Origin of the sequence: Streptomyces sp. CG 926, assembly GCF_003148825.1 — a bacterium.
Classification (GTDB): Bacteria; Actinomycetota; Actinomycetes; order Streptomycetales; family Streptomycetaceae; genus Streptomyces.
In genome coordinates this window covers 107863-128718 of record NZ_QGGZ01000014.1, presented here as the reverse complement: position 1 = coordinate 128718, position 20856 = coordinate 107863, and the positions used below count along the sequence as shown (strand labels likewise).

Sequence of the window (20856 nt, the reverse complement as noted above, 5' to 3'; positions counted from 1 at the left end):
GGGAGGCCCACCGGGCCCGCGGGTGGGCCCGAGGGGTTGTGGGCACGTGTCCGGGCGGCCGAGGCCGCCGTAGGGCAGATCGGGACGACTCTCGACGCGGTGACCACGTGCCAGGAACTGGCCGGATTCCTGTCCCGGTACGTGTGCGACGCGGCCGCCGTGGACCTCCTGACGGAGGACGGCGCTTCCGAGCGCGTGGCGACGGCGGGGGCCGTCGGGCTGCTCGAGGCGGCGCCCGGCGCGTCACCCTCGGTACGGGCGTCGGACGGCGGACACCAACTCTCCGAGTGGGTGACCGTCGCCGGTGGCGTCCCGGTCCACGTCCTCTCCGTCCCGCTGCCGGACCGCGACCGGGTGTACGGGACGCTGACCGCCGTACGGGCCCGGGCGGGGTTCGGTGACCACGAGGCGGCGACGGTCCACTTCACGGCCCGCCTGGCGGCGGTACACCTGGGGCACGCGCGTCAACTGGCCGCGACCGAGGACACCGTCTCGCACCTCCAGCGGGCGCTCGTGGCGGAACCGGGCCGGCCGCACCCCAACCTGGAGGTGGCCGGCCGCTATCTGCCCGCCGGCCCCCGGGCGCTGGTGGGCGGCGACTGGTTCGAGACGATCCGGCTCCACTACGGCCGCACCCTGCTCGTGGTCGGAGACGTGATGGGTCACGGACTCGACGCGGCCGTGGACATGAACGCGTACCGCTCCACGTTGCGCGACGTGGCGTCGACGGACCTCGCCCCGCACCGCGTACTGCGCCGGCTCGACGCCCTGGCCGCCGACGACGCGGCCCGCAGACCCGCCACCTGCCTGCTCGTACGTGTCGATCCCGCACGCGGCGTCGCGATGTTCGCCGGCGCCGGACACCTGCCGCCGGCGATCTTCGGCGCCGACGGCTCGGCCTCGTTGGTCGACCTCCCGGTCGGTCCGCCGCTCGGTACCGGCGTCGGCGGCTACGAAGCCGTCACGCGCGCCGTCACCCCGCAGGAGACCCTGCTGATGTTCACCGACGGGCTGGTGGAGCGGCGGGGCGAGGACATCGACGTCTCGCTGGCCCGGCTGGTGGGGGTGCGTCCTCCCGTGGGGGCGGGGGTGGACGCGGTGGTGGACGCCGTCGTGGCGGGCCTCGACGCCCGGCACGCGGAGGACGACGTCGCCGTACTCGCCGCCCGGGCCCGCCCCCGCCCGCCCACGGACCCGGGGGCCACCGCCTCCGGCATGCCCGGAGAGGCGGGCGAACCTACGGTGGAACGGTGAGCCATCGCCTCGCCTGCGTCGCCCTGACCGGCACCCTGTGCGTGACGGCGTTGTCATGCACGGGGGCGAGGCCCGAGTCGCCCGTCCAGGTCGCCCCCGAGCCGGTGGTCAAGACGCTGTCCGCGCACGTCACGGCCGTACCCCCGGAGAAACTGGGTACCACCCACCGCCCCGGATGCCCCGTGCCACCGGAGCGGCTGCGGCTGGTCCGGATGAACCACTGGGGCTTCGACGGCAAGGTGCACAGCGGCGAACTGGTGGTCCACGAGGACGCGGTCGCCCCCGTGCTGCGGGCCTTCGGACAGGCCTTCGCCGCCCACTTCCCGATCCGTCGCATGCGGGTGATGGCCGAGTACGGCGGCAGCGACGCCGCGGCGATGGCCGACGACAACACCTCCGCCTTCAACTGCCGGCAGGTCACCGGAGACCCGGGACGGCTGTCCCGGCACTCCTGGGGCGACGCCATCGACATCAACCCGGTCGAGAACCCGTACGTCGACGTCCGGGGCACCAGCCACCCCCCGAACGGCCACACCTATCTCGACCGCGCCCGCACCCGCCCGGGGATGATCACCCCGGACGGGGCCGTCACCCGGGCCTTCCGGGAGATCGGCTGGTACTGGGGCGGCCGCTGGAGCCCCCCGGACTACCAGCACTTCTCCGAGGAGGGCGGCTGACACAGGCCCGGGAGGGGTGACGCCGGCGGCCTCAGCCGCCCGGACCGAAGGTCACCGGCAGACTCTCGGGACCGCGCAGGCCACCGGGGCGCCAGGGGATCTCGTCCGCCGGCACGGCGAGGGCGAGCCCGGGGAGCCTGCGCAGGACGGTGCCGATCGCGATCTGCCCTTCCAGCCGGGCCAGCGGCGCGCCCAGGCAGTAGTGGACGCCGTGACCGAAGGCGAGGTGGGCGTTGTCCTGGCGGGCGATGTCCAGGCGGTCGGGGTCCGGGAAGCGCGCCGGGTCACGGTCGGCGACGGCGGCACCGATCAGCACGGTCGCGCCGCGCGGGACGGCCACTCCCGCGATCTCGAGGTCCTCACGGGCGAACCGGGCGATGCCAGGGTTGACCGGGCCGTCGTAGCGCAGGAACTCCTCGACCGCGGCCGGCAGCAGGGCGGGGTCGGCGCGCAGCCGCTCCAACTGGTCGGGATGCGCGAGCAGCATGGCGATGCCGCCGCCGATCAGGTTGACCGTGGTGATGTAGCCGGCGGCGAGCAACAGGAAGACCATGGCGATCAGCTCGTCCTCACTGAGCCGCTGCTCCTCGTCCCGGGCGGTGACGAGGGCGCTGAGCAGATCGTCACCGGGGCGGGCCCGCTTGGCACGGATGAGGTCGCCCACATAGGCGCGCATGTGCTTCCAGGCGTCGTCGACCACGGCGGGGTCCGGCGGCTCCGCGCCGCGCCTGATCATGCGGTCCGTCCAGTGCTGGAAGTCGCGGCGCTCGTCCACCGGTACCCCGAGCAGTTCGCTGATCACCGTGACCGGGAGCGGCAGCGCGAGGTCCGCCACGAGGTCCGCGCGGCCGGCGGGGACCACCGCGTCCAGCAGCCGGTCGGTGAGCTCCTGGATCCGCGGCCGCATCTCGGCCACGCGGCGGGCGGTGAACGCCTTGGAGACCAGGCGGCGCAGCCGGGTGTGGTCGGGCGGGTCGCTGCGGAGCATATTGCTCAGCATCGACTCCCGTTCGGTGACGGGAAGTTGCTGCAGCAGTCGGGTGTCGGAGGCATCGCGTACGTCGCTGCTCAGCCGATCGTCGGACAGCGCGGCGAGGCTGTCCTCGTAGCGGGTGACGAGCCAGGCGTCCAGCCCGCCGGCGCCGACGACGCGACGGACCGGGCCGTCCTCGCGCAGCTGCCGGTACAGCGGGAACGGATCGGAGAGGAAAGCGGGGTCGGCGTAGGGGAGAAGGGCCGGCTGTTCATTCATGAAGCCTCCCGAAGCATGTCGTCCGTGCTCTGCGGGCGAGGATATATGTACTACCCATCCGTTACGTCCCTTTTCGGACACGGCCGGCGAGCCGGGTCAGCGGAGCGCCTCCTTCGGGGGACGCTCGCGCAGCGCCCCGTAGGCGAGGAAGTACGCGGGGAGTCGATTCAGCCGGCGGGACTTCGTGACGAGCTCGGTCAGCCGTTTCGCCCGCGCGGGATCGCCGAACGCGGGATCGCCGGCCAGCAACGGCTCGATGACCTGGGCGTGGGCGAGGCGCTGCAGGCCTTGGGTGGCCACGGTGGTGGGCAGCCTGCGGCGCTGGACGCGGCGTACGTCGTGCAGCCCCACCGTGCCCTCGCGCAACGGGCCCGCGAGGTAGCGGGCCGCGGCCACCGCGTCCTGTACGGCCAGGTTGATGCCGATCCCGAAGACCGGCGACATGGCGTGGGCGGCGTCTCCGATGCACAACAGGCCCGGGCGGTGCCAACGGCGCAGCCGTTCGAGCCGCACGTCGAGCAGCTTGACCTCGTCCCACGAGCGGACGGCGTGGGCCCGGCCGGTCAGCCAGGGGACGGCCCCCGTGAACCGGGTCATGAAGGTCTCCAGGCCCTCGGCGCGGCGCTCGGAATCGGTGCCCTTGGGGATCAGTGCGGCACACTGCCAGTAGTCACCGCGATCGATGAGCGCCGTGAAGAACCGGTCGCCGACGCCGCCGAGGAGCCCGCTGGGGTCCTCCTCGTGGCGCGGCAGTCGGAACCACCAGGCGTCCATCGGGCACGCGAAGTCCTCCAGTCCCAGCTCGGGCAGGGCCCTGGCCAGGGAGCCGCGGCCGTCGCAGGCGACCGTCAGGGAGGCCCTCAGCTCGCCGGTCCCGCCGTCCGCGGTCCGGTACCGCACCCCCGTGACCCGTCCGCGCTCGACCAGGAAGGACGTCGCCTCGGTGTTCATGCGCAGTCGGAAGGAAGGCTCCCGGGCCGCTTCGTCGGCCAGTAGGTCGAGCAGGTCCCACTGCGGCACCATCGCGATGTAGTTGTACTTGCCGGGGAGCGCCCCGATGTCCCCGATCGTGACCAGGGACCGATCCGGCCCGATGGGCAGTTGTACGGAGGTGACGCGGCGCTGCGGCAGCCGGGCGAAGCGCTCCGCCAGGCCGATGTCGTCCAGCAGCGACAGGGTGGACGGGTGCACGGTGTCGCCGCGGAAGTCGCGCAGGAAGTCGCCGTGCTTCTCCAGTACGGTCACCTCCACGCCGGCCCGGGCCAGCAGCAGCGCCAGCACCATTCCGGCGGGCCCGCCTCCCACCACACAGCAGGTGGTTCGTTCCTCCGTCATCACGGCAACGTCTCCTTCTCGCGCGCACGGGCAGGCCCCCGCAGGAGTCCTACCCCACTCGCCGCGCCCGGCGCGGTAGCGAAACGATTTCGGGTGCGCCCCACCGGCATGAGTGGGTCGGATCCGGGTACCCGCCGACTTTCGGTAGGAAGTGGTGATGTGGCCCGGACATCCGTCACGCGCCCTGCACCGGTTCCGGATCGGAGAGCCAAAAATGATCATTCTGGGCGTCATCCTCCTGATAGTCGGCTTCCTCCTGGGGATATCGATCCTCTGGACGATCGGCATCATCCTGGTCGTCGTCGGGGTCATCCTCTGGATCCTGGGATCCGTGGGCCACGCCGTGGGCGGCCGCAACCACTACTACTGACAGCGGGGGACCGCTCGTGCTCCACGCGCCCGATGAGCGCCTGGACCGGTACGGGACGGAGGCGGCTCGTTCGGGCGACCGTCTCCACCGCGCCACGCCGCCACCCGTCTGAGGTAGGTGAGTCATGCGGCGCCCGTTCGCCCCCGCGATCGCCGCCGGCACTCCTGCTCGGCATCGACCCGGACGCCGAGTACCCGACCGCCGAGGTCACCCTGCCACCCGGCGCCGTCCTCGCCCTCTACACGGACGGCCTCGTCGAGACGCCCGGTATCGACAGCGACCACGCACCCGCCGCGCTCGCGAGCCGGCCGGCGGCGGGCGTCCCGGAGGACCGGGGCGACGCCGACCTGGAGGCCCTCGCCGATGCCCTCGTGCGGTATGACGAGGAATCCGCGCCCCGTCGACACGACGAGCCGTGACCCCGGGCGAGCCCCCGACGGCAGACGACCGCGCCCGCTCCGACTCAGAGCGGGCGCGGTCGGTGGCGGCCGCGGTCAGTGGCGGCGGTCCCGGCTGCGGCGTATCAGAGCGAACACGACGACCACGGCGCCGAAGGTGAGCAGTGCGGTGCGGTTGGCCCGCGCCGCGGCCGCGGCCCGGCCGGCCTGGTCTACAAGCGGGCCGGGAGCCTTCTCGGACGCGAGGTGCCCGGCCCGGCTCGTGGTTTCGCGGACCTGTGCGGCTGCCTGCGCCGCCTTGTCGAGGACGGGGCCGGGTGCCCTGTCCTTCACCAACTGAGCTGCGTGTGCGGCCGTCTCGCGGAGCTGGTCGGTCAGCTGCTCGGCCTTCTTGGTGGCTTGTTCCTTCACGGCTACGGTCCTCTCCTTCGTACGGGCTGTCATGTCAGCCTCGGCCGTCGGTGTTTCGACGGTCCGGCCGAGGTCGTCACGGGTGTTCCGGCCTTCGCGATCCGCTTCCTGCCGGCCCTCGCCGATCCGGCTGCCGCCAGGGTCGGTACCACCGTGAGGAGCAGGGCCGAGACCCACACGGGCAGGGTGAGCGCGAGCGCGGCGACAGTCGTCGCCGCCAGGGTCTGAGCCGCCAGCAGGCCGAGGAGGCCGACGCCGCCGACGGAGTGTCCCCCGGTCTCGAACAGCAGGCTCGCCGAGCCATCGACACGCGCTCGCTGCCCAGTTGTCGTACTCACGGTTTCCCCCCTCGTCCTGAGGCGCCCGGAAGGCCGAATTCCGCACCCCGGCCCATCGTTGAGCCCCTGCGCTGTCTTGGCGCGGCTACCCCGTGTCCGCGGCGTCAAGCGCGTTGTCACCGGCCGTCCCGCGCCGATCCGCTGCCGGGCGCGAACCTGCGGTGGCCGCGTGTCACGCAGCGTGACGTACGGGTCGGGGCGGACGGCACAACAGATCGGTCCGGCAGGTATGAGGGCGCCGATCACGGGGAGGGGTCTGATATGACCAGAAAAATAACGGAAAGCAACCCGGACCCCGATCCCCGTGTCACCGCAGGACTCGAACCGGGCGGCGGTGTGCCGCCGGGGGAGACGCCGCCGGGCGAGTCCAGTACCGGCACCGGCGCCGGGCCGTACCGACCGCTCACGAAAGGGTGGGCCGCGGGCCCGCTCGCGATCATCGTGGTCATTGCGGTGATCTTCGCCCTCTTCTTCCTCGTCTACGCCGTAGTGCTGGACCTGTGACCCGGGGAGAGACCATGAGCAGCACCGAGGCGCACGGCGACGAGGTCTACCAACCGCACGAGGGGGACGACCCCGCCCAGGCGGCGCCCGACATGGACAACGCCTTGGACGAGCCCACCCTCGACGAGACGCTCGACACCGGCTACTCGCCGCCCGAGCGGCCGTACGCGGTCAACGATCCCGCCACCACCGCCGAGGGGCGGCACGCGGGCGAGACCCTCGACCAGCGACTGGCCCGCGAGGTGCCCGAGCCCGACGGCGCCGAGGTGATGTGGAACGAGTTCGCCGACGAGAGCGCCGACGCCCCGCGATCCGGTCCCGTACGGGCCGGACGGCTGGCGCCCGCGGACGAGACCGGGCCCGCGCGTCACATCTCCGTCGTCGCCCGCGAGGTGGGTATCAACGGTGGGGCGGCTTCGGCGGAGGAGGCCGCCATGCACATCGTCGAGGAGCCCGGTGAGCCCGGTGAGCCCGGTGGGGCCGGGGACTCCGAAGGCGGCGGGTGACGGGTCGGCAAGCCGTCAATGATCACCTGGGACGGCGCGGAGCCGGTCTGCCGGTCTGCGGCGTCGGGGGACAGGCTCGCACGGACCAGGCCGTCGGCGAACCGGGCGAAGTCGCCCACCGGGACGAGTGCGGCGAGGGCCCGCCGGGTCCGGGGCAGGCCGAGGCTCCCGGCCGCCTCGCGCACCCGCGCGTCCGCGAAGGGGCGCATCCGCGGCCAGACCGCCTGGACCTCGCGGCAGAAGATGTCGGCCCCCGTCGGGCCGATCCTGGGCACTTCCTGGAGCAGTTCCCGTGCGCGGGCCGGCTCGCCGTCGGCCTCGTCCATCAGCCTGCGCAGGTCGCCGTTCCAGCGCTCGAGCACGAACCGGGCTCCGTCACCCAGGGCGGTGGCCGTGCTCTCGTCGTATCTGCGGTGGTGCGCCCGTCCCAGCGCGTCGAGGCGGTCCTGCGCTCGCGAAACCGCCATCCGCCGCGACCGCGGTCGACGCACGGATCGGCGCCGACAGCGGTACGCACAGCACCAGCAGCCGGTACAGGGGAGCCGGGGTGTCGCGCAGCCCGATACCGGCCTCGTGCGCGTAGGTCTCGCCGTACTCGCTCAGGATCCGACGCGCCATCGCCTCCGTCGCGTTCGTCGTGCTCGCCTTCATCCGCCCTGGGTCGGCTGCGAGGCGCAGGCGATGCACTCCGCGTCGATCTGATCGGCGAGCTGGGTGAGTGCCTCCGTCATGGCCAGGACGGTGTCGGCGTCGGCTTCCGCGGAGTCCAGCTCCGCCGCGCTCTCCCAGTCGGAAGCCAGTCCCCGCAGCAAGGCCGTCACCTGTTCGGCCGGGATGAGGAGCATGCCCTCCTCCGTGGGGATCAGCGGTAGGGCGAACGAGTGCATGACACCACTTCTCCTCTCCGGAACGCGCACCCTCCCGGTGCGCGCTTCCTGGAACGGTTACCCGTCCACGGCGGATCCAATCGATCGATCACACGCGTAAGCCGCATCAGGTGCGCATCCGGTCGATAAACGGCCGCAGCCTCGGGTACCCGCGCGTGGGATCCGCACCGCCCAGGCCATCCGTTCCGGATCCTGTGGGGCTACGGACGGTAGCCGCTGCTCGTCGCCGTCGTTGCCCGCCGGAGGTCCCGAGACCGCGGCTCAGCCGCCGGGGCGCACCGGCGGCACTCGGTGTGGCAGCTCGTCGTCGAGCATCCGGCCGGTGAGCGCGCCCCCGAAGATGACCACGCCCACCGCGACGAGCCAGGTCTGCAGGACGAGGACGGTCCCGAACGGGCCGTACGTGACGGCGTTCGAGGCGATCAGCGGGGAGAAGACCAGCCGGGAGAAGACCCGCAGCCCGAGCAGCCCCAGCATCGTGGCGATCGCCCCCGGAAGGAGCGCGGTCCACGCGACCCGGCCGCCGAGCAGCAGCCGCTGGGACCACCAGAAGAACACCATGCCGATGGCGACCGCGACGAGGCCACGGGCCGCAGACTCACGCCACGGCGGGGTGATCGCCGACAGGTACAGGACGCCGATCAGCACGCCGAGCCACAACACGTGCCGCCACCCGCCCCACCAGCGACCCGGGGGCAGGTCCCAGATCTTCTCGTAGCCGCTCTGCAGCATGGTTCCGAAGGACAGTCCGAACACGGCGAGCACGGCCAGGCCGAAGGCCGTCGTGGTCCGCCAGGCCTGACCGGGAAGGGCGAAGAGCCGGTCGATCTCCGCCTTGGCGGCCGGCGACACGCCGAGCCCGTCCCCCAGCCACTGGGCGAACCCCTGCCCGGTCGCGGTGTCCGCCGCGGACACGACGACCAGCAGCGGGACCAGCGTCAGGAACCCGAGCGCCGCGAACCCCAGGGAGCGCTGCCACAGCTCCACCTCCCGCACGCGCCCCCAGCGGCGCCCGGCCCGCAGGCGCCGTATCGCGCTACGTATCCGTTCGACGGGCGACCTGTGGCCCGGCTCGCCCGACCCGCTCATGGCGCCGGGGAGCGGTGGGCCGGGGGTGGTGTCACGGGTGGTGTCACGTACATGGCCGCTCCAGTCGCTGCTCCCACCGTAGGTCTCCGGTCTTCGGGAATCCATCACGGCGGCCCTGTCCTTGGCGCGTGCGGTGGCGGACAACGGGTAGGCGCCCGATATGTGCCCGATCGGCTGCGATCCCGATCGGCACGCGGCGGCCGGGCACTTGCCCGGCGGTCGCCGACCCCGCAGGAGGCGGAGATGAACCGTGCCGCGCTGTTCGATGTCGACGGCACCCTCGTCGACACCAATCACCTGCACGTCGTCTGCTGGTGGGAAGCCTTGCGACAAGCCGGTCACGACGTCGCCATGCACGATGTCCACCGCGCGATCGGCCTGCCCGGTGAGGATCTGCTGGGCCATCTGCTGGGGGCGGACCGGGACACGAGCGAGGACGGGACCCTGAGCGACGCGCACTCCACCCTCTACGGCACGTACTTCGACCGGCTGCCCCCATTCGAGGCGGCGGCCGAACTGCTGCGCGAGCTGGACCGACAAGGTTGGCGGGTCGTGCTCGTGACCTCGGCGAAGGACACCGAGCTCGACGCGCTGCGCAAGGCCATCGATGCCGACGACGCGATCACGGCGACGGCGAGCTCCGACGACGTGCGCGAGGGCAAGCCCGCACCCGATCAGGTCCACCACGCCCTCGGCCTCGCCGACGCCGCGGCCCGCGACGCCGTGTTCGTCGGCGACACCGTCTGGGACATGCGGGCGGCCGCCCGGGCCGACGTCACGAGCGTGGGCCTGCTCTGCGGCGGGATCCCCCGCCGGGACCTCGAGGAAGCCGGGGCGCGGGCCGTCTACCGGCATCCCGCCGATCTGCTCGCGCATCTCGACCGCAGCCCGCTCGGCGGCGCGCGCTGATTCGGTCGCCCTCAACACTGTTAGAACCCGGAATTCGGGATACACGGCATCCGAAGCACCTCGGCGGACCGAACTGTTCCGCCGAGTTTCCTCCACGAGAACGAGGACACCATGATTGCTGTCGGGCTGATTCTCCTGCTCATCGGATTCCTGACCGGAGTTTCCATCCTCTGGACCCTCGGAATCATCCTGCTCGTCGTAGGTGCGGTGTTGTGGGTCCTGGGCTCGGTCGGGCACGCGGTCGGCGGCCGCCGCCACTACTGGTAGCCGGTTCGGCGAAGTCATCGGATTCGACCGCCGGAATGCCGGTCAGGGAAAAGACGCACGGTGTTTCCGTTCCGCCCAGGATGTCTTCACCCGCTGACGCGCACGTGCACAGCACGCACCACCGAGGTCCCGCACCCGATATCGGGTGCGGGACCTCGGCGCATGTTCCGCGGGACTTCGTCGGGACTTCGTCAGTCGACGGCGGTGTAGCGGACGCGCGCCCAGAGCGGGAGGACGAACCAGCACAGGAGGTACCAGGTCAGCACGCCCGCGACGAGCCACGGTACGAGGGCGTTGTGCGTCGCCACCCGTAGCACCAGCAGAAGGGCGGACGTGCACGTGGCCAGGAGCAGGATCAGACCGGTGAAGGTCAGCCGCGAGGCCCACGCGACCGCCTCGGGCTTGATCCGGCGGCCCGAGACGATGCGGTGGAAGGAGACGGGCCCGATCAGTGCCCCCGTCGCCAGAGCACCCAGCACCACGGTCACGATGTAGATCACCTTGTCGATCTGGGGCAGTCCCTGGAAGTGCGGGGTGAAGGCGACGGTCAGCAGGAAACCGAAGAGGATCTGCACGCCCGTCTGCGCGACACGGATCTCCTGGATGAGCTCCTGCCACTGCCGGTCCGCCCGCTCCTCCGCGGTCTCGCTCCGACCGCCCGGGCCATCGTGTGCCATGACGCCTCCCTGTCTTCGCTGCGGCGTCTGCGCCGGCGCCTTCGCCCTGTGTGTCTCCCTTGCCCGCGCCCGGCCCGACGACGCGCCCGAGGGCAGGAATGCCGTGGGAGGTTCCGGTCGGCCGACGGGAGGCGGCCGACCGGAACCTCCGGCTCAGGCGAGGTCGAAGCGATCGAGGTTCATCACCTTGTCCCAGGCGGACACGAAGTCACGCGCGAACTTCCCTCCCGCGTCCCCGGACGCGTAGACCTCGCAGATGGCCCGGAGCTGGGAATGCGAACCGAAGACGAGGTCGACCGCGGTCGCGGTCCACCTGGCCTCGCCCGTCACCCGGTCCCGGCCCTCGAACACGTTCTCGTCCGAGGCCGACGGCTTCCACTGCGTACCCATGTCCAGCAGGTTGACGAAGAAGTCGTTGGTCAGCGTCTCCGGCCGCTCGGTGAGCACCCCGTGCGGCGATCGCCCGCGCCCGCTGTCCAGCGCCCGCATGCCACCGATCAGGACCGTCATCTCGGGCGCGGTGAGCGTCAACAGGTTGGCCCGGTCCAGCAGCAGGGTCTCCGGCGACAGCTTCTCGCCCGCCCGCAGGTAGCCGAGGAACCCGTCCGCCCGCGGTTCCAACACGGCGAACGAGTCCACGTCGGTCTGCTCCTGCGAGGCATCGGTGCGCCCCGGCACGAAGGGCACCGTGATGTCCTGCCCGCCGCTCTTCGCCGCCCGCTCGACGGCCACGCACCCGCCCAGGACGATCAGGTCGGCGAGGGACACCTTCGTCCCGCCGCCCTGGGACTCGTTGAACTCCTGCCGGATCCGGTCCAGGGCCCGCACCGTCTCCGTCACCTCGGGAACGTCGTTCACCTCCCAGTCCTTCTGCGGCGCCAGCCGGATCCGCGCGCCGTTGGCCCCGCCGCGCTTGTCCGTGCCGCGGAAACTGGCCGCCGACGCCCAGGCGGTGGTGACCAGTTGGGAGACCGACAGCCCGGAGGCGAGGATCGAGTCCTTCAGGGCGGCGATCTCCGCGGCGCCGACCAGCGGGTGATCGACCTCGGGCACGGGGTCCTGCCAGAGCTGGGGCTCGGCGATCCACGGGCCCAGGTAGCGGGAGAGCGGCCCCATGTCGCGGTGCAGGAGCTTGTACCAGGCCTTGGCGAAGGCATCCGCCAGCCGGTCCGGGTTCTCGTGGAAGCCCTTGGCGATCGGTCCGTAGACGGGATCCAGCTTCAGGGAGAGGTCCGTCGTCAGCATCATGGGCGCGTGCCGCTTCGACGGATCATGCGCGTCGGGCACCGTGCCCTGGGCCGAGGGATCCTTGGGAGTCCACTGCTGGGCGCCGGCCGGGCTCCTCGTCAGCTCCCAGTCGTACCGGAACAGGTTGTCCAGGTAACCGTTGTCCCACTTCGTCGGCTCCGCCGTCCACGCCCCCTCCAGCCCGCTCGTGAGCGTGTCGACGCCCGCGCCGCTGCCGTAGGTGTTCCGCCAGCCGATGCCCTGCTGCTCGATCGGGCAGCCCTCGGGTTCCGGACCGATGTACTCCGGGTCGACCGCGCCATGGCACTTGCCGAAGGTGTGGCCGCCGATGATGAGCGCGGCCGTCTCCTCGTCGTTCATCGCCATGCGCGCGAACGTCTCGCGAATGTCCCGGGCGGCGGCGATCGGGTCCGGATTGCCGTTGGGACCCTCCGGATTGACGTAGATCAGACCCATCTGTACGGCGCCGAACGGCCCGGAGAGTTCCCGATCGCCGCTGTAGCGCTCATCTCCGAGCCACGTGTCCTCGGGCCCCCAGAAGATCTCCTCCGGCTCCCAGATGTCCTCCCGCCCGAAGCCGAAGCCGAACGTCTTGAACCCCATCGATTCCATGGCGCAGTTACCGGCGAAGACCAGCAGGTCGGCCCAGGAGATCTTCCGCCCGTACTTCTGCTTGACCGGCCACAGCAGGCGGCGCGCCTTGTCGAGGCTCGCGTTGTCCGGCCAACTGTTGAGCGGGGCGAAACGCTGGGCGCCGGAGCCGCCGCCGCCCCGGCCGTCCTCGATGCGGTACGTGCCCGCGGCGTGCCAGCTCATCCGGATGAACAGCGGCCCGTAGTGCCCGTAGTCGGCGGGCCACCAGTCCTGCGAGGCCGTCATGACCTCGAAGACGTCCCGCTTCAGCGCGTCGACGTCCAAGGTCGCGAACTCTGCCGCGTAGTCGTAGTCCTCGTCCATGGGATTGGACCGGGGCGAGTGCTGGTGGAGGACCTGGAGGTCCAACTGGTTCGGCCACCAGTCCCGGTTCGTCCTGGGCGGAGCCGGCGTGGGGGCCGGGGAGGGGATTGCCGGGTTCTCGCTTTCGCTGCCGGACACGTCCGTCCTTCTTCCTGTCGCGGTGTTTCCATCTGCCGGCCGTTCGCTCACGACGCCGTCCGCCAATTCACGTAGGGTCGGGCACTGCGACTCGGCGTCCGTATGGTCGCGCACACCGGACCGCACAGCCACGAGAAACACGCAGGGCGCCACCGCCTAACCGGCAGTCGAAGCCCAAAGCCGTTCCGACTCGGCCCAATGGGTGAATTCATGTGATCGCCGCGATGTGCCGGCCGACCGGAAAACGCGGGGCGCAATTGTAGGGTGGCCCGGCGGACACGGGACGGGCGCCGCGGGTGACACGGATTCCCGCACGTACCGCCGTCCCCCGGAGCCCGGACAGGTGGGACCGAAATGAGCGACCTGCTGCAGCGACTACGTGGGCACAGTCGGCGCATGACCTCCCAGCGACGCGTCGTCGCGGAGGTCCTCGACGGTGAGCACGTCCACCTCACGGCCGACGAGGTGCACGCCCGCGCGGCGCTGCGGCTGCCCGAGATCTCCCGGGCCACCGTCTACAACACCCTTGCCGAACTGGTCCTGCTCGGCGAGGTCGCGGAGGTCTCCGCCCACGGGCGGGCGAAACGCTACGACCCCAACGTGCACGACCCGCACCAGCACCTGGTGTGTTCCGCCTGCGGTCTCATCCGCGACGTCCACCCGACCGGAGACCTACTGGCCGACCTCCCGGAGCGGGAGCGTTTCGGCTTCACGGTCTCCGGGGTCGAGGTCACCTACCGAGGGTTGTGCCCGGGCTGCGCCCAGGGGGCGCAGCCCGGAGCCTCGCCCGTGGACGGCCCCGCTCAGTAGCGCAGGGCCGTACCGGCCTGGGCCGTGACCGTGCCCGACAGTTTGTGCGTACTGCGGGCCGTTCCCTGTCCTGTGCCCTTCCCGGCGACGTTCGTGATCGTCACGACCACGGTGTCGACGAGGTTGCCGCTCTCGTCCTTGAACTCGACCTGCACCGCGAAGGACTTCGTCGCGTCGTCGGTGTTCCGCGCCGTCACGGGGACCGTCGTGTACCCGTCCGCGTCGGTGGCCACCGCGCCCAAGGACACCTGGTCCTTGGCGTCGACCCCGTCCTTCACCCCGGCGAGCTTGTCCTTCGCCACGGCGGCCGCCGACTCGGCGGCCTTCTGTGCCTCGGCGGCGGCCGACGAGACCGCCTCGCCCGCGGACTTCACCGCCGACGCGGCGCTCGACACGGCCCCGGACGGAGTGCCGTCACCGTCGGAACAGCCCGCGGCGCCGAACGCCGCCACCGACAGTGCCACCGCACCTGCCGCACCACGCATCCACGCGACCGCCGTCACCATGCCTCCATGGGGGTTCCGGACCTTGGGAGTTCCCAGTCAAAGGCCCGGAAGCCCGGATGCCCAATGGTCCGGGCATCCGGGTGAGTGCGTACGACGGCTGCGCTCTCAGGGGCGTCCGGCGGCGAGCCGATGTTCGTGGACCCGCAGCTGGAGGGCGGCGAGGTCCAGCAGGGGAGTGGCCACTCCCAGCGCATGGGCGCGCAGGGTGAGGTCGGTCAGGACGTGGTCGGCCTCCGTCGGCGCTCCGGCGACGAGGTCGCGGTACAGGGACGGGGTGAGCGGGGAGCCGGGGGCCGTGACCGTCGACCTGGTGAAGGCGAGCTCCGCCGCGGTCACCGGGTGGCCCGCGGCCTCCGCCACCGCCGCGGTCTCGGCGATCAGCGCCGCGGCCAGGCCCGCCCCACCCTGAACGGCGTTCACCTCGCCGACGGTGCCGCGCATCAGGCAGGTCAGGGCGACGAGCGTGGAGATGAAGACCCATTTGTGCCACATGGCCGCGACGATGTCCTCGGTCGCCGGCGAGTCGATGCCGGCCTCGGTCAGCACACCGCGGATCGCGTCCACCCGGGCCGACGGGCGGCCGTCGAGCTCGCCGGTCACGATGACCGAGGGCGGGGCCATGCGGAGGATGTCGCCGTCGTCGTTCAAGGTGGTGACCACCTTCGCGACGCCGCCGAGAACCGCTCCGGCCCCGAGGCGGGCGACGAGCGCGTCGAGGTGGGCGACCCCGTTGAGCACCGGCACGACGGCGGTGTCCGGGCCGACGGCGGGTTCGATGTCCGCCAGCGCCGTCCGCAGGGCGGTGGCCTTCACCGAGAGCAGCACCAGGTCGTACGGTCCGCCCACGGCGCCGGCCGTCACCAGACGTGGCGTGAGGTGGAGCTCCTCCCCCTGTCCCGCCACGCGCAGACCGCGGCCCTCCAACGCCTTCGCGCGGGCCGGGCGTACGAGGAAGGAGACGTCCTGACCCGCTGTCGCGAGCCGCGCGCCGAAGAAGCCGCCGACGGCGCCGGCGCCGACCGTGAGGATCCTCATCAAGGGGTGCCTTTCGTGGGAGGTGCGGTTGGTGGCGGTGGTGTCGGAGAAGGCGGGGCGGGGGAGGGACGCGGTTCGCTCAGCTGCGGCCCGCACCGAGCGGGCTGTCCTCGGTGGGGGTCCGGCGTGCGCGCGGCGTATAGCGGGAGACCGCCACTCCGGCCAGGCAGAGCGCCCCGCCGACGAAGGTCAGCCAGGCCGGCACCTCGCCGAGAAGGGCCCAGCTCAGCAGCACGACGATGGCGGGGACGGCGTACGTGGTCGCCCCCAGCTTTCCGGCGGGCATGCGGGCCAGGGCGTAGGTCCAGGTGGTGAAGGCCAGTGCGGTGGGGACCACACCCAGGTAGAGCATGTTCAAGGTCGCGGACATCGGTGCCTCGGGCAGTTCCGCGAACAGTTGGCCCGTGAAGGGCAGGCAGGCCACGGCGCCCGTCAGGCAGGAGAAGGTGGTGACCTGGAGGGGGGTGCCGTAGGAGAGCGCGGGCTTCTGGGCGATGACGCCGGTCGCGTACGCCACAGCCGCGAGCAGGCAGAGTACGACCCCGAGCACCGAGGTGGAGCCACCGTCCCCGGACGACATGGACAGGCCCACGACCACCGCTCCGGCGAAGGAGACGGCCATGCCGACCAGGAGCCGCGGGGGCAGTGCCTCGCCGAGGAGGCGGGCCGCGAGGAGGGCCATGAGGATGGGCCCGATGTTCACGAGCAGCGACGCGGTGCCCGCGTCGACCAGCCGTTCACCCCAGTTCAGGACGACCGTGTAGCCGCAGAACCACACGACGCCGGACACCAGGATCCCGCGCCAGGCCTCGCGGGGCGGCAGGCCCTGGCGGCTGATCAGAAGCAGCGCCACGAGGACCACGGAGGCCGCGAGGAGCCGGCCGAGGGCCAGGGCGCCGGGCGAGTACGCGGCCCCCGCGCTGCGGATGGAGACGAAGGCGGAGGCCCAGGCGAACACCGTGAAGGTGACGGCGCCGACGGTGAGGACGCCGGGCGGGATCGAACTCGAGCGGAACGTCATGAGCCCACCTTACGACCGCAACATTTCGGTGTCGACCGAATTAATGCGCCGTCGTGTCGGGACGTGCCCTTCAGCTCCACGCCTCCGGCGTGAGCCCCAGCAGATCACCGAAGGCCCGCTCTCCGGCATCCGTCACCTCCAGAGCGCGCCCGCCGCCCGCCGGGCGCACCACCCACTTCTCCTCGCACGCCCGTGCACACAGGCGTGCCCCGGCGAGGCCTCCCAGGTGGCGGCGCCGCTCGGTCCAGTCCAGGCAGGAGCTCGCAAGCGGCCTGCGCCCCTCGCCGGCGAGAGCGATGCCGGCGTCGGCGCACCAGGCCCGGCCGGCCTCCGTCAGCTCGAACACGTCCTCGGTGCGCAGCAACCCGCGCCGTTCCATCGCGTCCGTCACCGCCATGCCGAGCCGCCCGGCGAAGTGGTCGTAGCAGGTCCGGGCGCGGGCCAGCGGGTCCGGTGCGGCGACCACGGGCACGGCGTGCGCCGCGTCCCGGTTCGGAACGGCGTGCGAGGCGAGCTCGTCGAGCAGCCGGGCCGTCGCGCCGTCGGCGATGCGCACATAGCTGTGGCGGCCCTGCCGCTCGGTCACGCAGATGCCCACGTCGAGCAGCCGGGTCAGATGGCCGCTGATGGTGGAGGGCGCCACCGAGGTGATGCGGGCCAGCTCGCCCGCGGTCCAGGCGCGCCCCTCCAGCAGGGTCATGCAGATCGCGGCCCGCGTCTCGTCGGCCAGGGCGGCGGCGAAGGCGGCCAGTAGCGCCGCGGGGGCCGTTGCGCCCGCGGGCATCGATCCGGGATGCGTCTCATTCATACGTCCAGGATGCCCCATGATTTCGGTGAGCAGCGAATGATTCGAGCGGGGTGAGGTCCACCGAGGTCCACTGTCGCGAGCAGGGGGTCGCCCGCCACACTGAATACTGCGGGGCGCAGCGCCCCCGGCACGAGGAGGTGGTGGGGTGTTGTCGTCGGGTGATCCCGCGGAGCAGCCGTCCCCGGTCGTACGGCCCGAGGTGTGGGAGACGTACGGGCCGGCCGATCTCAGCGCCGTTCCGGTCTTCGCCGGAGGGTTCATCAATTTCGGCTACTGGAAGGCGGTCGACCTCGGGCAGCCCTTGTCGCAGGGTGACCGGATCCGCAGCGAGCAGGACCTCTACCGGCACGTACTCGATGCCGTGGCCCCCGAAGGCGGCCGGGCCGTCGAGGTCGGCTGCGGTCTCGGCCTCGGGTGCGCGCTCGCGCTCGAGGAGTACGGGCCCGCCGCCGTCACCGGGGTGGACATCCATCCCCAACAGCTCCGACGGGCCCGCGAAGCCAACTCCCCGCTCCTCGCGGCGCAGCCGCACCGGCTGACCTTCGCGCTCGGGGCCGCGGAGGAACTGCCCCTCGGTGACGCGGAGTTCGACTGCCTCTACAGCGTCGAGGCGGCGCAGCACTTCCCGGACCTGACCGCCTTCGCCCGGGAGGCGGCGAGGGTGCTGGGCCCGGGCGGGCGGGTGGCCGTCACCAGCTTCTTCACCGTGGAGGGTGCGCCCGAGCCCGCGCAGCGGCTCGCGGGGCTGCTCGACTCGTTCGCCAGCGGCCTGGACATCGCGCGGCCGGTGTCCCGACTCACCGAAGCCCTGGTCGAAGCCGGCTTCGCCGACGTGCGGGTCGCCTCGATCGGTCCGCAGGTCTGGCCGGGCTGGGACCGCTGGCTCGCCCGCCTCTGGGAGCCGGGCACCTGGCCCCGGAACTTCCTGGCCGCGTGGGAACAGCAGATCCTGGACTACTACCTGGTGACCGCCACCCGCCCCTGATCGTGGCCCCCTACCTGTCGTGACGTCATGAACACGACCAGGAGCGGGCTCTGGCCTTCTACACCGATGTCCTCGGCTTCGAGGTCCGTGCCGACCGACAGGTCGGCCCCATGCGCCGGCTGCAGGTCGCACCCGAAGGAGCCGAGACCGTCTTCACCCTCTCGGGCCCGGGCACGGGGGATTTCACGCCCGGCCCCACCCGGGGGATCATGTTGGTCACGGCCGACGTCGACGCCGACTGCGCGAAGCTCGCCGCGGCCGGAGTCGAGGTGACGGGTCCGGACGACGTCCCCTGGGGGCGGATGGCCGGCTTCCACGACCCCGACGGCAACGGCCTGATGCTGCTCACGGAGAAGGAAGGCTTCTAGCCCCATGGTCACGACGGGTGCCGACTCGGACCGTGTGTTCGCCGCGCTCGCCAACGGCACCCGCCGCGAGGTGCTGCGGCTGCTGCGCGAACGCGGCCCCCAGCCCGTCCAAGCCCTCGCGGACCATTCCGACATGCGCCGCCCCAGCCTCTCCGAACACCTCAAGGTGCTCCGGGAGGCCGGGCTCGTATCCGAGGAACGCGCCGGCCGACAGCGGATGTACCAGCTCGAAGCGGCTCCCCTGGCCGATGTCCAGGACTGGCTGCATCCGTACGAGCGGTACTGGCGCGGCAGGCTGACGGACCTCGGCCGCCTCCTCGGCGGAATGCCGGACGATGAGGCATGAACCATGTTCCCGGCCGCGAGCCGAGCCGCGAACCCGCCGACTGTCCGGATCCGTTCCATGGGTTCGGTGACGACCCCGATCCTCCGGAGCGCCGGACCCGACGGCCGGGCGGGCGCTGACCGAACCCGACCTGATCGCCCGCCGGCTCATGCCGTGCGACTTCCGGCTGGAGGTGGGCCACCGCTACACGATGACCGGCGCACCCCGGCCCAACACCGGTTTCTCCGGTACGACGGTGGCGGAGGTCCTGGCCTTCGAGCCGGGCCGCATGTTGGCGGTCCGCCGGCAGGACGCCTCCGACGCGAACCGCGCCGACTGGACGATCACATGGACCCTCGAACCGGAGGGCCGTGGCACCCGCCTGTTCCTCGTCCACGAGGGCTTCGACCCGGACGACCCGCTGCAGACGATGGCCCGGAAGATCATGGGCGCCGGCTGGCGGACGTACGTCATGGACGCGCTGGAGCGGGTGGTCGAACAGCTCTGACGGTGCGGGCGCGGGCCGTCGCTGTCAGTGGGCCCGCCTATTCTTCCGGCATGTCAGTGAACATCGATCTTGCCTTCACCGTCACCGGGGTCGCCGACGAGCCGCAGGCCTGGGCAGTCGTCCGCGCCCTGCAGGAGCTGATGCACGAGGAGGACATAGCCGCCCAGGTCACCATCGGCGTGGCGGTGGGCGACGACGGCTCGCACTTCGTCTCCGGGGACTCCGACTTCCCGCTGTGCATCTCGCGCTTCTACCTGTGGCGACCGCACTTCGAGGGGGTCTTCGCGGCGACGGTCGCGGGGGTGGCGGCGGGAGCCGAGCCTCAGATCCACTGGGGTTACCCGGACGAGGAGTACTGAGCGGTCCACCGTCAGCCCGACAGGGCATCCGAGGGAGCGGAAGGCAGTGCCCAGCGGATCGCCCGGGTCACGGCATGGCCGCAGGCGTGAGCCGCAAGAGGTGGCATCCGGGTGGCCACGGGCGCGTCCTCGGCCACGGCCGACCTGGCCCAGGGCGGCAGCAGGTCCACGGCCGCCGCGGCCAGCAGCGCGTAGGGCAACCGGGCGGCCCCCGGCAGCGGGGGCTCCGTCAGCAGGAACCGGGCGGTGTCCCGGGAGGCCGCCGTCGGCCGGAGGTCGGGCCGGTACCGTGCCATCCGCAGAGCCAGCTCGCGCTCGCTCTCCGGAGGCCGGTCCGCCCCCAGGGCGCGGGCCACGCGGGCCGTGTCGGCCAGGTACGCGTCGCAGCCGGCGGAGTCCAACGGCCGCCTGCCGTACCGCTGGTGGGCCCGTAGGAAGCAGTCCGCCTCGGCGATGTGTACCCAGGTCAGCAGCTCCGGATCATCCGCCCGGTACGGGACGCCGTCGGCCGTACGCCCCCGGACGCGCGCGTGCACCTCCCGTACGAGGGCCACCGCCGCCTCGGCGTCGGAACTCGTCCCGAACGTGGTGACGGCGAGGAAGGTGCTGGTGCGCTGCAGTCGGCCCCACGGGTCACCCCGGTACCCGGAGTGCGCGGCCACGGCGGCCATGGCGAGCGGGTGCAGGGACTGCAGCAGCAGGGCGGCCAGCCCGCCGACGAACATCGACGCGTCCCCGTGCACCCGCCGCACCGGCCGATCCGGGGTGAACCACCGAGGTCCGGGCGTCGTGTGGATCCGCGCCCGGTTCCGGGGCCCGTCCGGCCCGGCGACGCGCAGGAAGACCGCCTCACCGGCTTGCCGCCTGATCCGCCGGACCGTCGTGGCCCGCACGCTCACCCTTGCCATACGCCC

At 72.1% G+C, this 20856-nt stretch carries 26 protein-coding genes and 2 pseudogenes; 14 read left to right on the top strand and 14 right to left on the bottom strand.

Annotated elements, in window-relative coordinates:
• The first annotated feature begins 99 nt into the window (after window positions 1-99).
• Window positions 100-1254: a PP2C family protein-serine/threonine phosphatase gene (locus tag BCL76_RS31995; RefSeq protein ID WP_258310018.1), complete on the top strand. Its 1155-nt coding sequence runs from the start codon at window positions 100-102 to the stop codon at window positions 1252-1254.
• Window positions 1251-1931 (top strand): M15 family metallopeptidase, encoded by a 681-nt coding sequence (locus BCL76_RS31990; protein WP_258310017.1) that lies wholly within the window; start codon window positions 1251-1253, stop codon window positions 1929-1931. The genes BCL76_RS31995 and BCL76_RS31990 overlap by 4 nt, the downstream gene beginning before the upstream one ends.
• A 31-nt stretch (window positions 1932-1962) precedes the next feature.
• Here the strand turns inward: BCL76_RS31990 and BCL76_RS31985 are convergent, their stop codons facing one another.
• Together BCL76_RS31985 and BCL76_RS31980 are read right to left on the bottom strand one after the other, a co-directional pair.
• A complete protein-coding gene (locus tag BCL76_RS31985; RefSeq protein WP_109782850.1) occupies window positions 1963-3183 on the bottom strand; it encodes a cytochrome P450 family protein in 1221 nt (406 codons plus the stop codon).
• A gap of 96 nt (window positions 3184-3279) precedes the next feature.
• The gene (locus tag BCL76_RS31980) at window positions 3280-4518 is read right to left on the bottom strand and encodes an FAD-dependent oxidoreductase (RefSeq protein ID WP_109782849.1); all 1239 of its coding nucleotides are present in this window, start codon (window positions 4516-4518) and stop codon (window positions 3280-3282) included.
• Between the two features lie 214 nt (window positions 4519-4732).
• On the opposite strand from BCL76_RS31980, the gene BCL76_RS39240 reads away from it, so the two are divergent.
• Together BCL76_RS39240 and BCL76_RS31975 are read left to right on the top strand one after the other, a co-directional pair.
• Window positions 4733-4888, top strand: a complete 156-nt coding sequence (locus BCL76_RS39240) for a DUF6131 family protein (protein WP_181382814.1) — start codon at window positions 4733-4735, stop codon at window positions 4886-4888.
• A 32-nt stretch (window positions 4889-4920) separates the two neighbouring features.
• Window positions 4921-5307, top strand: a complete 387-nt coding sequence (locus tag BCL76_RS31975) for a SpoIIE family protein phosphatase (protein ID WP_109782848.1) — start codon at window positions 4921-4923, stop codon at window positions 5305-5307.
• A gap of 75 nt (window positions 5308-5382) precedes the next feature.
• On the opposite strand, the gene BCL76_RS31970 is transcribed toward BCL76_RS31975, so the two are convergent.
• On the bottom strand, window positions 5383-5697 hold the full coding sequence (locus BCL76_RS31970) for a hypothetical protein (protein WP_258310016.1): 315 nt from the start codon (window positions 5695-5697) through the stop codon (window positions 5383-5385).
• A 29-nt stretch (window positions 5698-5726) separates the two neighbouring features.
• Window positions 5727-6035 carry a phage holin family protein gene (locus BCL76_RS39235; protein WP_181382826.1) on the bottom strand — a complete coding sequence of 103 codons (309 nt, stop codon included), beginning with the start codon at window positions 6033-6035 and terminating at the stop codon, window positions 5727-5729.
• Window positions 6036-6296: 261 nt separating this feature from the next.
• Here BCL76_RS39235 and BCL76_RS31965 point away from each other — a divergent pair, with 261 nt between their 5' ends.
• Together BCL76_RS31965 and BCL76_RS31960 are read left to right on the top strand one after the other, a co-directional pair.
• On the top strand, window positions 6297-6539 hold the full coding sequence (locus BCL76_RS31965) for a DUF6480 family protein (protein WP_109782847.1): 243 nt from the start codon (window positions 6297-6299) through the stop codon (window positions 6537-6539).
• Between the two features lie 14 nt (window positions 6540-6553).
• Window positions 6554-7045, top strand: a complete 492-nt coding sequence (locus tag BCL76_RS31960) for a DUF5709 domain-containing protein (RefSeq protein ID WP_109782846.1) — start codon at window positions 6554-6556, stop codon at window positions 7043-7045.
• A gap of 375 nt (window positions 7046-7420) precedes the next feature.
• Here BCL76_RS31960 and BCL76_RS40555 read toward each other — a convergent pair whose 3' ends face one another.
• The 3 genes from BCL76_RS40555 to BCL76_RS31945 all read right to left on the bottom strand — a co-directional run bounded on the left by BCL76_RS40555 (window position 7421) and on the right by BCL76_RS31945 (window position 9021).
• Window positions 7421-7696 (bottom strand): hypothetical protein, encoded by a 276-nt coding sequence (locus BCL76_RS40555; RefSeq protein WP_375137988.1) that lies wholly within the window; start codon window positions 7694-7696, stop codon window positions 7421-7423.
• A complete protein-coding gene (locus tag BCL76_RS31950) occupies window positions 7693-7932 on the bottom strand; it encodes a DUF6213 family protein (RefSeq protein ID WP_109782845.1) in 240 nt (79 codons plus the stop codon). The genes BCL76_RS40555 and BCL76_RS31950 overlap by 4 nt, the downstream gene beginning before the upstream one ends.
• Window positions 7933-8193: 261 nt before the next feature.
• Entirely contained in the window at window positions 8194-9021 is an 828-nt protein-coding gene (locus BCL76_RS31945) for a YhjD/YihY/BrkB family envelope integrity protein (protein WP_109782931.1), read from the bottom strand.
• Window positions 9022-9264: 243 nt separating this feature from the next.
• Between BCL76_RS31945 and BCL76_RS31940 the strand changes: the two genes are divergently transcribed.
• Together BCL76_RS31940 and BCL76_RS39230 are read left to right on the top strand one after the other, a co-directional pair.
• On the top strand, window positions 9265-9930 hold the full coding sequence (locus BCL76_RS31940; protein ID WP_109782844.1) for an HAD family hydrolase: 666 nt from the start codon (window positions 9265-9267) through the stop codon (window positions 9928-9930).
• 111 nt (window positions 9931-10041) lie between these two features.
• Complete coding sequence (locus BCL76_RS39230) at window positions 10042-10197, top strand: DUF6131 family protein (RefSeq protein ID WP_181382813.1); 156 nt, start codon at window positions 10042-10044, stop codon at window positions 10195-10197.
• Window positions 10198-10388: 191 nt separating this feature from the next.
• Here the strand turns inward: BCL76_RS39230 and BCL76_RS31935 are convergent, their stop codons facing one another.
• Window positions 10389-10874, bottom strand: coding sequence for a DUF6328 family protein (locus tag BCL76_RS31935; protein WP_109782843.1), 486 nt, complete (start codon window positions 10872-10874; stop codon window positions 10389-10391).
• A gap of 153 nt (window positions 10875-11027) precedes the next feature.
• Window positions 11028-13217: a catalase/peroxidase HPI gene (gene katG / locus BCL76_RS31930; protein ID WP_109782842.1), complete on the bottom strand. Its 2190-nt coding sequence runs from the start codon at window positions 13215-13217 to the stop codon at window positions 11028-11030.
• Window positions 13218-13571: 354 nt separating this feature from the next.
• Here katG and BCL76_RS31925 point away from each other — a divergent pair, with 354 nt between their 5' ends.
• Window positions 13572-14027 (top strand): Fur family transcriptional regulator, encoded by a 456-nt coding sequence (locus tag BCL76_RS31925; protein ID WP_109782841.1) that lies wholly within the window; start codon window positions 13572-13574, stop codon window positions 14025-14027.
• Here the strand turns inward: BCL76_RS31925 and BCL76_RS31920 are convergent.
• From BCL76_RS31920 to BCL76_RS31905, 4 genes are all read right to left on the bottom strand, one after another.
• A complete protein-coding gene (locus BCL76_RS31920; protein WP_258310015.1) occupies window positions 14021-14533 on the bottom strand; it encodes a hypothetical protein in 513 nt (170 codons plus the stop codon). The two genes, BCL76_RS31925 and BCL76_RS31920, sit on opposite strands and share 7 nt — an antisense overlap.
• 105 nt (window positions 14534-14638) lie before the next feature.
• Complete coding sequence (locus tag BCL76_RS31915) at window positions 14639-15568, bottom strand: ketopantoate reductase family protein (RefSeq protein ID WP_109782929.1); 930 nt, start codon at window positions 15566-15568, stop codon at window positions 14639-14641.
• Window positions 15569-15647: 79 nt separating this feature from the next.
• Window positions 15648-16589 (bottom strand): DMT family transporter, encoded by a 942-nt coding sequence (locus BCL76_RS31910; protein WP_109782840.1) that lies wholly within the window; start codon window positions 16587-16589, stop codon window positions 15648-15650.
• Window positions 16590-16659: 70 nt separating this feature from the next.
• Window positions 16660-17397, bottom strand: a complete 738-nt coding sequence (locus BCL76_RS31905) for an ArsR/SmtB family transcription factor (RefSeq protein WP_258310014.1) — start codon at window positions 17395-17397, stop codon at window positions 16660-16662.
• 145 nt (window positions 17398-17542) lie between these two features.
• Between BCL76_RS31905 and BCL76_RS31900 the strand changes: the two genes are divergently transcribed.
• The 5 genes and pseudogenes from BCL76_RS31900 (at window position 17543) to BCL76_RS31880 (ending at window position 19942) form a co-directional block, all read left to right on the top strand.
• Window positions 17543-18382, top strand: a complete 840-nt coding sequence (locus BCL76_RS31900; RefSeq protein WP_258310013.1) for a class I SAM-dependent methyltransferase — start codon at window positions 17543-17545, stop codon at window positions 18380-18382.
• 44 nt (window positions 18383-18426) lie between these two features.
• Window positions 18427-18750, top strand: a pseudogene (locus tag BCL76_RS31895) (VOC family protein); the annotation flags it as partial.
• A gap of 4 nt (window positions 18751-18754) precedes the next feature.
• Window positions 18755-19096, top strand: coding sequence for an ArsR/SmtB family transcription factor (locus tag BCL76_RS31890; protein ID WP_109782837.1), 342 nt, complete (start codon window positions 18755-18757; stop codon window positions 19094-19096).
• Between the two features lie 91 nt (window positions 19097-19187).
• Window positions 19188-19583 (top strand): annotated as a pseudogene (locus BCL76_RS31885) (SRPBCC family protein); the annotation flags it as partial.
• Window positions 19584-19633: 50 nt separating this feature from the next.
• Window positions 19634-19942: a hypothetical protein gene (locus BCL76_RS31880; protein ID WP_146228463.1), complete on the top strand. Its 309-nt coding sequence runs from the start codon at window positions 19634-19636 to the stop codon at window positions 19940-19942.
• An 11-nt stretch (window positions 19943-19953) separates the two neighbouring features.
• Here BCL76_RS31880 and BCL76_RS31875 read toward each other — a convergent pair whose 3' ends face one another.
• Window positions 19954-20850, bottom strand: coding sequence for an oxygenase MpaB family protein (locus BCL76_RS31875; protein ID WP_109782834.1), 897 nt, complete (start codon window positions 20848-20850; stop codon window positions 19954-19956).
• Between the last annotated feature and the right edge of the window lie 6 nt (window positions 20851-20856).

What these genes read in the sequence shown, in the direction of transcription:
- BCL76_RS31945 (WP_109782931.1), bottom strand. Translation starts at nt 9,021, where the DNA reads ATGAGCGGGTCGGGCGAGCCGGGCCACAGGTCGCCCGTCGAACGGATA.
- BCL76_RS31965 (WP_109782847.1), top strand. Translation starts at nt 6,297, where the DNA reads ATGACCAGAAAAATAACGGAAAGCAACCCGGACCCCGATCCCCGTGTC.
- BCL76_RS31925 (WP_109782841.1), top strand. Translation starts at nt 13,572, where the DNA reads ATGAGCGACCTGCTGCAGCGACTACGTGGGCACAGTCGGCGCATGACC.
- BCL76_RS31890 (WP_109782837.1), top strand. Translation starts at nt 18,755, where the DNA reads ATGGTCACGACGGGTGCCGACTCGGACCGTGTGTTCGCCGCGCTCGCC.
- BCL76_RS31905 (WP_258310014.1), bottom strand. Translation starts at nt 17,397, where the DNA reads ATGAATGAGACGCATCCCGGATCGATGCCCGCGGGCGCAACGGCCCCC.
- BCL76_RS31910 (WP_109782840.1), bottom strand. Translation starts at nt 16,589, where the DNA reads ATGACGTTCCGCTCGAGTTCGATCCCGCCCGGCGTCCTCACCGTCGGC.
- BCL76_RS31975 (WP_109782848.1), top strand. Translation starts at nt 4,921, where the DNA reads ATGAGCGCCTGGACCGGTACGGGACGGAGGCGGCTCGTTCGGGCGACC.
- BCL76_RS31920 (WP_258310015.1), bottom strand. Translation starts at nt 14,533, where the DNA reads ATGGTGACGGCGGTCGCGTGGATGCGTGGTGCGGCAGGTGCGGTGGCA.
- BCL76_RS31980 (WP_109782849.1), bottom strand. Translation starts at nt 4,518, where the DNA reads ATGACGGAGGAACGAACCACCTGCTGTGTGGTGGGAGGCGGGCCCGCC.
- BCL76_RS39230 (WP_181382813.1), top strand. Translation starts at nt 10,042, where the DNA reads ATGATTGCTGTCGGGCTGATTCTCCTGCTCATCGGATTCCTGACCGGA.
- BCL76_RS31950 (WP_109782845.1), bottom strand. Translation starts at nt 7,932, where the DNA reads ATGCACTCGTTCGCCCTACCGCTGATCCCCACGGAGGAGGGCATGCTC.
- BCL76_RS39240 (WP_181382814.1), top strand. Translation starts at nt 4,733, where the DNA reads ATGATCATTCTGGGCGTCATCCTCCTGATAGTCGGCTTCCTCCTGGGG.
- BCL76_RS31875 (WP_109782834.1), bottom strand. Translation starts at nt 20,850, where the DNA reads ATGGCAAGGGTGAGCGTGCGGGCCACGACGGTCCGGCGGATCAGGCGG.
- BCL76_RS31915 (WP_109782929.1), bottom strand. Translation starts at nt 15,568, where the DNA reads ATGAGGATCCTCACGGTCGGCGCCGGCGCCGTCGGCGGCTTCTTCGGC.
- BCL76_RS31880 (WP_146228463.1), top strand. Translation starts at nt 19,634, where the DNA reads ATGTCAGTGAACATCGATCTTGCCTTCACCGTCACCGGGGTCGCCGAC.
- BCL76_RS31960 (WP_109782846.1), top strand. Translation starts at nt 6,554, where the DNA reads ATGAGCAGCACCGAGGCGCACGGCGACGAGGTCTACCAACCGCACGAG.
- BCL76_RS31940 (WP_109782844.1), top strand. Translation starts at nt 9,265, where the DNA reads ATGAACCGTGCCGCGCTGTTCGATGTCGACGGCACCCTCGTCGACACC.
- BCL76_RS40555 (WP_375137988.1), bottom strand. Translation starts at nt 7,696, where the DNA reads ATGAAGGCGAGCACGACGAACGCGACGGAGGCGATGGCGCGTCGGATC.
- BCL76_RS31985 (WP_109782850.1), bottom strand. Translation starts at nt 3,183, where the DNA reads ATGAATGAACAGCCGGCCCTTCTCCCCTACGCCGACCCCGCTTTCCTC.
- BCL76_RS31935 (WP_109782843.1), bottom strand. Translation starts at nt 10,874, where the DNA reads ATGGCACACGATGGCCCGGGCGGTCGGAGCGAGACCGCGGAGGAGCGG.